The following is an 8,089-nucleotide window of genomic DNA, read 5'->3' as shown; positions in this document are numbered from 1 at the left end:
GGCTGGTGCTCGCCCCAGGCGACATCGAAGGTCAGCGCCACCTCCGGCCGCGCGTGCGGGCCTGAACGCAACGGTTGCAGGTCGGCGCCCGGGCCGCGCAGCCAAAGGACCACCGCCATCGCGCCGGCGAGCCCGGCGACGGCGAAAGCGGCGAGGACAAGGGCGCTCCAGAGCGGTCGGCCCATGCGCGTGACCCCCCGCCGAAGGTATGCGCGGGGGAGGGCGCCTATGTCCGAAGTTCCTGCCCGTCGCGGGGCCACCCCCGGTGGAGGCGCCGGAGCAGGCGCGCGCGGCGCCGTTCCCAATCGCCGACGGAGCGTGCGGAGCCGCCGTGCACGGCGAGCAGCCGCAGGGCTCGATCCGTTACGGCGAGGGCGCGTTCGGCGTCGCGGAGCCGGTGCTCGTGCAGCTTCGCCAGTTCCTTGAGATGCGAGAGGTGAGGGAGGGCAGGCTCGGCGACGGCCCGCTCAAGGAGCTCGACGGCCTGCCGGTAACGGCGCTCGCGCTTGTGGAGGCGTGCCAGCGCGCCGAGCACGGCCGCGCGTTCTCCGGGCCCCTCCGCCCGGACGAGGGCCCGGTCAAGGGCCGCGCACGCCACGTCCACGCGACCCCACCGCTCCGCCAAGCGGGCGAGCCCCATGAGGTCCGCGACCGGCCAGCGCGCCGGTGGATCCGCGAGCGCCTGGGCCAACTCCAGGGTCACGCCGACGAGCGCGAGGAGGTCGTTCCGGTTGTGGCGCAGCGCGTCGGCCAGCCAGAGCGGGTCGTCCTCGTTCAGGTAGGCGGCGTAGAGCGCCGGCATGACGGCTCCGCCCGGATCGCCGGCGGCGTCGAGCCCCAGAACGTCGCGGCCCAGGGCGGAGAGCGGCACGCGTCCGAGCCGCCTGCGCCACACCGCCCGGGCGGCGGGCAGCAGGTCCAGGTCCGCTTTCGGCTCCGGCACGCCGATCCCGTGCAGGGTGAACCGGTCCCGAAGGAGGGGCACGTCGAACGCCCGCCCGTTGTACGTCACCCAGACGGGCTCGTCCAGGTCCGCCGCCACCTCTTGCAGGAATCCCGGTTCCCGGTCGAGGTCCGGGAGCACGTGCTGGCGGATCACGACCGCATCCCCGGCCAAGCGGGCCACCCCGACGAGAAACGCGCGCACCCCCGCGCCGCCGCCGAGCCCCGTCGTTTCAAGGTCAAACCATACCATTGAGCCGGGAAGCTCCGCGAGGCCGGGCGGTCTCGCCGCCGGCAGCAGCCGCCCCAGATCCGGGCCACGGCCGCCGTGCGCCATGGAGCGCGCGAGTGGGGGCAGGGGCTCCCGCCACGTCAGGCGCACGTCCACAAGCTCGTCGCCGTGCCACACGCAGGCGACGTCGTGCCCCAGCGCTCGCCAGCCACCGCCCGCGGGCTCCTCGCGGCGAGACGGTTCGCCCGAAGGCCACGGTCGCCGTCCGCGCTCGACAGGCGCGCCGCCCGGCTCCCGGGCGGCGGTCGCCACCTCGCCAGGAGAGCCCCCCGCATTCGCCTCTCTGCGTAGGCGGAACGCCTCCAGGCGTTCGTACAAGCTCACCGCGCGTGCCTCCCGTGCCGCGCGAGCACCGCGCGCGACCGTTCGCCCAAGCGGAGCAACTCCAGCGCGCCGGCCTTGGCCCCCGGACACTCCCGGGCGTCGGCGCCGATGCAGGAGGGGCAGCCGTCCGCGCACGGGCACTCGGCCACGCGCCGGGCGGCGTCGGCCAGCAGCTCGCGGTGGCTGGCATAGAGCTTCTCCGCCAGGCCAACGCCGCCCGGGACACGGTCGTACAGGAACACTGTGGGCACGCCCGTGAAGGGCGAGCGCACCTGAGGCACCGCGCCCAGGTCGGAAACGGAGCAGAGCAGGTACAGGGGGGCGAGGTGGCGCAGGGCGTACGCCGCGCCGGACAGGGCGCCCTCCAGCCGCTCCGGCGTCCATCCCGCCTGATGGGGGAAGGTCACCCAGTAGGCCGTGGTGTGGTGCGTGTCCTCAGGAAGGGCGATCTTACCCCACCCGACGTTCTCGTGCGTGTGCAGCCGGACTTTCTTGAACAGGGTCGCCCGCTGCGTGATGGCCACCTCGCCCCACGCCCGGCCCGGAGCGGCGGCGGCGGCCCCTTGAGGAGCCGTGGGCTCGTCGCCCGCCATCACGCGAAGCACCCGCAGGTCGACGGCGAGGTCGGCGTCCGTGTAGTAGTCGACGTCCACCTCACGGACGTAGGCCTTTCGTTCCTTGTAGTCAAGGTATTCCACTTGATATTGCTTTCCTTCGTGAAGGTAGATGGCCTGCTCGTGGACGACCAGCGGGGCGCTCGCGCGGTCCACCTCCCCGATGACGCGGCGGCCGCGGGTCTGGTCGATGATGACGACGTTTTCCTGGTCGGCCGACCGCAGGCTGACCTCGCTCGCCGGAAAGGACTCGGCCATCCAGTAGTAGCGGCCGCCGGTGCGCCGCAGCACGCCCTCTTCCGCCAGGAACTCAAGGATCTCGTCCACGGGGGTGGCGCCGAACGGCTCGCCTGGGCGGAAGGGCAGCTCAAACGCGGCGCACTTGACGTGGCTCACCAGGATGTGCAGGTTGTCGGGGTTCACCCGGGCCGCCTCCGGCGGTTGGGAGAGGAAGAACTCCGGGTGCGTGACGATGAACTGGTCGAGGGGACCCGAGCTGGCGATCAGCACGGCACACGACGGGCCTTGCCGCCTTCCGGCGCGGCCCCACTGCTGCCAGGTGCTGCTCACGCTCCCGGGATACCCGGCCAGGACGGCCGCCTCCAGGGATCCGATGTCGACGCCCAGTTCCAGCGCGTTGGTGGCGATGACGCCGGACGCGCGCCCCTCGCGCAGGTCGGCCTCGATGCGGCGCCGCTGGTCCGGAAGGTAGCCGCCGCGGTACCCGTGCACGTCGGGCGCGCGGCCGGGCGCCGTCTGGCCGAGGGCGTCGCGCACGTACCTGAGCAGGAGCTCCACGTTCATGCGGCTGCGCGCGAAGACGATGGTCGAGACCCCGTTCTTCAAGAAGCGCACGGCCCAATCCCGGGCCTCGTGGAGCAGGTTGCGGCGAATCCCCAGGCGCTCGTTCACGATGGGCGGGTTGCAGAAGATGACGTGGCGCTCCGGCTGCGGCGCGCCGCTTTCCGTGACGGCCTCGAACGGCGCCTCCACGAGCGCTTCGGCCAGCTCGTGCGGGTTGGCGATGGTCGCAGACGCGCAGATGAAGATGGGCGACGCGCCGTAGAAGGCGCAGATCCGCTTCAGCCTGCGGATGACGTTGGCCACGTGGCTGCCGAACACGCCCGTGTAGGTGTGCAACTCGTCGATCACGACGAAGCGCAGGTGGCGGAAGAGCCGCGCCCAGCGCGCGTGATGCGGGAGGATGCCCGAGTGGAGCATGTCCGGGTTGGTCACGACGAGCTGCCCGGCCTGGCGGATCGCCGCCCGTTCCTCCGGCGGCGTGTCGCCGTCGTACACGTGGACCTTGGCGGGAAGCCCGAGCGCGTCCAGCCAGGACTGCATGTCAGCCCGCTGGTCCTGAGCCAGCGCCTTGGTCGGGAACAGGTACAGCGCGCGCGTTTCCGGATCCTCGATGAGGGATTGCAGGATCGGCAGATTGTAGCAGAGCGTTTTCCCCGAGGCCGTCGGCGTCACCACGACGACGTTGCGCCCCATGCGCGCCCAGCGCCACGCCTCCCCCTGGTGGCTGTACAGGGCGGAGATGCCCCGCTCGCGCAGGATGGCCTGCAGGGACGGGTCCATGTCCTCCGGCCAGGGCGACGGCCTCGCCGGCCGCGCCGGAATCCGCTCCCATCGGGTGATGCGCCGCGTCAGGTCCGGGCTGGCGGCGATGGTCTCAAGCAACTGCGACAGGTTCACGACTTCCGAAGCCGTCCTTTCCGTTCGACGCGTACGTCTGTTCGCCTTTCGCCCTGCCGATCCTGCCGGCCGCGGCGTATAATGGGGACATGCCTGCGACGGAGCTCGTACACTGGCTCGCACTGCTGGCCGTCGCGTACCTGGCAGGGGCGTTCGGCGCGCTGCTGGGGCTCGGCGGCGGGATCTTCCTGGTCCCGTTTCTCACGCTCGGCTTCGGGCTGCCCATCCGGCACGCCGTCGCGGCCAGCCTCGTCGGCATCATCGCCACGTCCACTAGCGCCAGCAGCGTGTACCTGCGCCAGGGGATCGCGCACGTGCGCCTCGGCCTCCTTTTGGAGACCGGGACCGCCGTGGGGGCGCTGGCGGGCGCGTGGCTGGCCGGCTGGCTTTCGCCGCGCACCCTGGCGTTCATCTTCTCGCTCGTGGCGGCGTACACGGCCGTGTCCATGGTGCGGCACCGGGACGCGCCGCGGTCGGAAACGGCCGCCGCGCTTACAGAGGCTGAACCGCCAGCCGCGGGCTTGCACGGCCGCTACTGGGACGCGGCGGCAGGACGCGCCGTGTCGTGGCGGGCGAGGTGCATTGCCCTCGGCGTCGGCCTGAGCAGCCTGGCCGGCGTGCTGTCGTCCCTCGTCGGCGTGGGCGGCGGGACGATCAAAGTCCCCGTCATGAACCTTGTCATGGGCGTGCCCATCAAGGCGGCCACCGCCACGAGCAATTTCATGATCGGCATCACGGGCGCGGCCAGCGCCTTCGTCTACGCGGCGCGCGGCGACCTCGTCCCCATCGTGGCGGGGTTCGGCGCGCTGGGCGTCACGGCCGGCGCGCGCAGCGGCGCTTGGCTGCAGTCTCGTCTGCCCGCGCCTGCGCTGCGCTGGATCTTTGCCCTCCTGCTCCTCGCCGTGGCCGGTCAGGTGTTCGTGGAGGCGTGGCGGGGGATGGTGGGATGAACGGTCAAGCACAGCGTCAGGACGATGCCGCGGTCGCCGAGGCGGTGTCGCGCGTGATCGCGGCGGGCCGGCGCGTGGCGGTGACTGCGCTCGTGGGCACGTGCCTCTGGGCCCTGCTCGCCGGGCGGCCGGACCTGGCGCCGGAGCCCGATTTCGCGTCCATCTGGCGGGACCTGCTCGCGATGCGAGCGTCCGGCTGGATCGCCGTGGCCCTGGCCATTCTGGTTCTCACGCCGTTCGCCGGCGTGGCCGCCGCGCTCGTCGAATTCTATCGCCGCCGTGACGTTCATTTCGCGTTCGTCGCGGCGGTCGTGCTCGTTCTTCTCATCGTCGCGGCGGTGGGACCGTTCTTCGGCATGCGGTGAGCCGGCGCCGGGCGCGCGCGGTTTTCCGTTCCATCGGCATGCTGGCGGAATCGTCCATGGCGGCGCCGTGGCTTCGCTCTGTTATAATCGGGGACGACATTATGTTGACTTACACCCGCCGGGAGGTGCGCCATGAGGCCGTTGGGCGTCCGTGCTCCTGTCGTCATCGGCGTCATGGCGATCGTTCTGGCGCTGTTGATCGGCGCGCAGTACGTGTTCACCGTGGAGCGCATCGACCGCCCGCTTCACGACCGGATCGCCGCGGTGGCCGGCGTGAGGTCGGTTCAAGTCGACACGTCGCGGGATCCGATCGTCGTCGACGTGCGCCTCGACCCCGTGCCCAACCTCATGGAAACCTACGCCGAGATCCGCCAGGCCGCGGACGACGTGCTCGCCGGCCGCCCGTATGAAATCCGCGTCGAGGACCGCCGCAACGAGAAGCTCGTCGACGACTACTACTCCATGAACGCCATCATTCAGGAGGGGCTCGCCACCGGGCGCTTCACGGACATGGTGGCGCGCGTCGAAGCGGCGGCGAAGGAACTCGGGCTCGACAGCGCCAAGGTGTACGTCGATTCGGACCGCCTTTTCGTCCAGTTGCGCGCGGGGAACGCGTACCTTTACGAGGTGCTACCGCGGCGGCAGGCCACGGAAGGGAGAGCGGGGCAGTGAGACGGCAGCGATGGCTGGAAGTCGGCATCGGCAGCGCGCTCGCCGCCGTCGTTTTCCTGTACCTGCAGGGGATCAACCTGCTTCCGTTCGTCGCGTTGGCGGCCGTCGCGTACCTGTTCGTGCGGTCCATGCCGCTCCCCGGCCTCCCGCGGCGCTTCGCGGTCGTCTCGCCGGCCGAGGCGGGACCGCCGGCCGTCACCTTTGACGACGTCGGCGGCCAGGAGTCGGCGAAGAAGGAGATGCTTGAGGCGCTCGACTTCTTGAAGCAAGAGGATCGGGTGCGACGCCTGGGCATCCGGCCGTTGAAGGGAATCCTGCTCACCGGACCGCCGGGGACGGGCAAGACCCTGCTGGCGAAGGCGGCCGCCAACTACACGAACAGCATTTTCATCGCCGCTTCCGGCAGCGAGTTCATCGAGATGTACGCGGGCGTCGGCGCGCAGCGGGTGCGCGAGCTCTTCCGCCGCGCCCGGGAAGAGGCGCGCGCCGCGGGCCAGAACGCGGTGATCTTCATCGACGAGATCGAAGTCATCGCAGGGCGCCGCGGCCGTCACCAGAGCCACCTGGAGTACGACCAGACCCTGAACCAGTTGCTCGTCGAAATGGACGGCATGTCCATCGACGACGACGTCCGCGTGCTCGTCATCGCCGCGACCAACCGCGCCGACCTGATCGACGACGCGCTCCTGCGGCCGGGCCGCTTCGACCGGATCGTGAAGGTGGACCTCCCGGACCGCGAGGGCCGGCGGCGCATCTTGGAGTTGCACACGCGGAACAAGCCGATCGCCGACGATGTCGACCTCGACGAGATCGCGAGGGAAACGTTCAACTTCTCCGGGGCGCACCTGGAAAGCCTCGCGAACGAGGCGGCCATCTGGGCGATGCGGAGAGGCCTCGACAAGATTCCGCACGCCGCCTTCCTCGAGGCGATCGACAAGGTGATCATGGGCGAGAAGCTGGACCGCCGGCCGGAGCCGGAGGAGCGGCGCCGGATCGCCGTCCACGAGGCCGGCCACGCGCTGGTCGGCGAGTGGCTGCTGCCCGGGTCCGTCGCGCGCGTCACGATCACATCGCGCGGCCAGGCGCTCGGCTATGTGCGCAGCGCGCCCAAGGCGGACCAGTACCTGTACACGAAGGAGGAACTGGAGCGGGACATCTGCGTGTGCCTCGCCGGCTCCGCGGCGGAGCAGGTCGTTTTCGGAAACCGCAGCACCGGCGCGGGGAACGACTTCGAACAGGCCGTGCGGCTGGCGCACGTCATGATCAGCTCCGGAATGTCCCGGTTGGGGATCGTAGACCCCGAGCGCCTGCCGCGGGCGCTCGAGCACGAAGTCGTGGCGGAAATCCTATCCTCGCTTGAGGAGAAAGTCGTGGCCCGCCTGGCCGAGTGGAAGCCGGTGCTGGAAGACGTGGCGGCCGCGCTGCTTGAGAACGAAAGCATGTCGGGCCACGAGTTGCGCGAACGGCTCGCGGCCGCGACTTCAGGGACGGACGGCGCCGCGCCCGAAGCCGCGGCCGCGGTTGAACCGCCGGCGTAGCGGCCGGGATTGCGGGCCGCGCGCGGATCCCGACAGGCCGCAGGAGGTGGACCGGTGGCGAACGTGGCCGTCATCGCCGTCGGCAACGAAGTCGTGCGCGGCGACGTGATCGACACGAACGGGGCGCAGGTCGCCCGCTGGGCGCTGGCGGCCGGGCTGGAGCCGGGTCCCCGCTGGGTCGTGCCGGACGACGAAGCCCGGATTGCCGAAGCGGTCGCGCGGGCGGCGTCGGAGGCGGACGTCGTCGTCGTGGTGGGCGGCCTGGGTCCCACGCCGGACGACGTCACGCGTGACGGGGTGGCGCGCGCCGCCGGGCGGCCGCTCGTCCGTCATGCGGAGGCGGAGGCGCGGCTGCGCGCGCTGTACAGCCACCGCGGCCTGCCGCTCTCCGCAGGGGTGCTCCGCCAGGCGGACCTGCCGGAGGGCGCGTCGCCCCTTCCGAACGACGTCGGCACCGCTCCCGGGTTTTGGCTCGAGGAGCGCGGCGTCCTGATCGTCGTGCTGCCCGGCCCTCCGCGCGAACTCATCCCCATGGGCAACCATGTCATGGCGCTGTGGCGCGCGCGCTTTCCCGAGGCGGCGGCGCCGCCCACGCGCCGGCTTTTTGTCGCGGGCTACGGGGAGAGCGTGATCGCGGAGCGCGTGGCCGCCACGCTCGGGGCTGGCAGCCCCTCCGCCAGCGGCGTACGCT

Annotated in this window: 8 protein-coding genes; 5 read left to right on the top strand and 3 right to left on the bottom strand. The window is 71.5% G+C overall.

The annotated features are described in order from the left end of the window. From IRZ18_07100 to IRZ18_07090, 3 genes are all read right to left on the bottom strand, one after another. On the bottom strand, positions 1-185 hold a 185-nt coding region (locus IRZ18_07100; GenBank protein ID MBX5476867.1), incomplete at its 3' end, for a hypothetical protein. A 41-nt stretch (positions 186-226) separates the two neighbouring features. Next, positions 227-1,558, bottom strand: a complete 1,332-nt coding sequence (locus tag IRZ18_07095; GenBank protein MBX5476866.1) for a ribonuclease H-like domain-containing protein — start codon at positions 1,556-1,558, stop codon at positions 227-229. After that, entirely contained in the window at positions 1,555-3,873 is a 2,319-nt protein-coding gene (locus tag IRZ18_07090) for a DEAD/DEAH box helicase (GenBank protein MBX5476865.1), read from the bottom strand. Before IRZ18_07090 ends, IRZ18_07095 begins: the two co-directional genes overlap by 4 nt. A gap of 89 nt (positions 3,874-3,962) precedes the next feature. Between IRZ18_07090 and IRZ18_07085 the strand changes: the two genes are divergently transcribed. The 5 genes from IRZ18_07085 to IRZ18_07065 form a co-directional block, all read left to right on the top strand. Continuing rightward, a complete protein-coding gene (locus tag IRZ18_07085) occupies positions 3,963-4,823 on the top strand; it encodes a sulfite exporter TauE/SafE family protein (protein ID MBX5476864.1) in 861 nt (286 codons plus the stop codon). After that, positions 4,820-5,188, top strand: coding sequence for a DUF1634 domain-containing protein (locus tag IRZ18_07080; GenBank protein ID MBX5476863.1), 369 nt, complete (start codon positions 4,820-4,822; stop codon positions 5,186-5,188). Before IRZ18_07085 ends, IRZ18_07080 begins: the two co-directional genes overlap by 4 nt. Positions 5,189-5,320: 132 nt before the next feature. Beyond that, complete coding sequence (locus IRZ18_07075; GenBank protein ID MBX5476862.1) at positions 5,321-5,860, top strand: hypothetical protein; 540 nt, start codon at positions 5,321-5,323, stop codon at positions 5,858-5,860. Next, positions 5,857-7,398 carry an AAA family ATPase gene (locus IRZ18_07070; GenBank protein MBX5476861.1) on the top strand — a complete coding sequence of 514 codons (1,542 nt, stop codon included), beginning with the start codon at positions 5,857-5,859 and terminating at the stop codon, positions 7,396-7,398. Before IRZ18_07075 ends, IRZ18_07070 begins: the two co-directional genes overlap by 4 nt. A 54-nt stretch (positions 7,399-7,452) precedes the next feature. Further along, the coding region (locus IRZ18_07065; protein MBX5476860.1) for a competence/damage-inducible protein A at positions 7,453-8,089 on the top strand (637 nt) is incomplete at its 3' end.

Source organism: Clostridia bacterium (genome assembly GCA_019683875.1).
Taxonomy (GTDB): domain Bacteria; phylum Bacillota; class Sulfobacillia; order RBS10-35; family Bu92; genus Bu92.
Note: the sequence above shows the minus strand (reverse complement) of the source record. Positions and strands in the feature narration are given on the sequence as shown.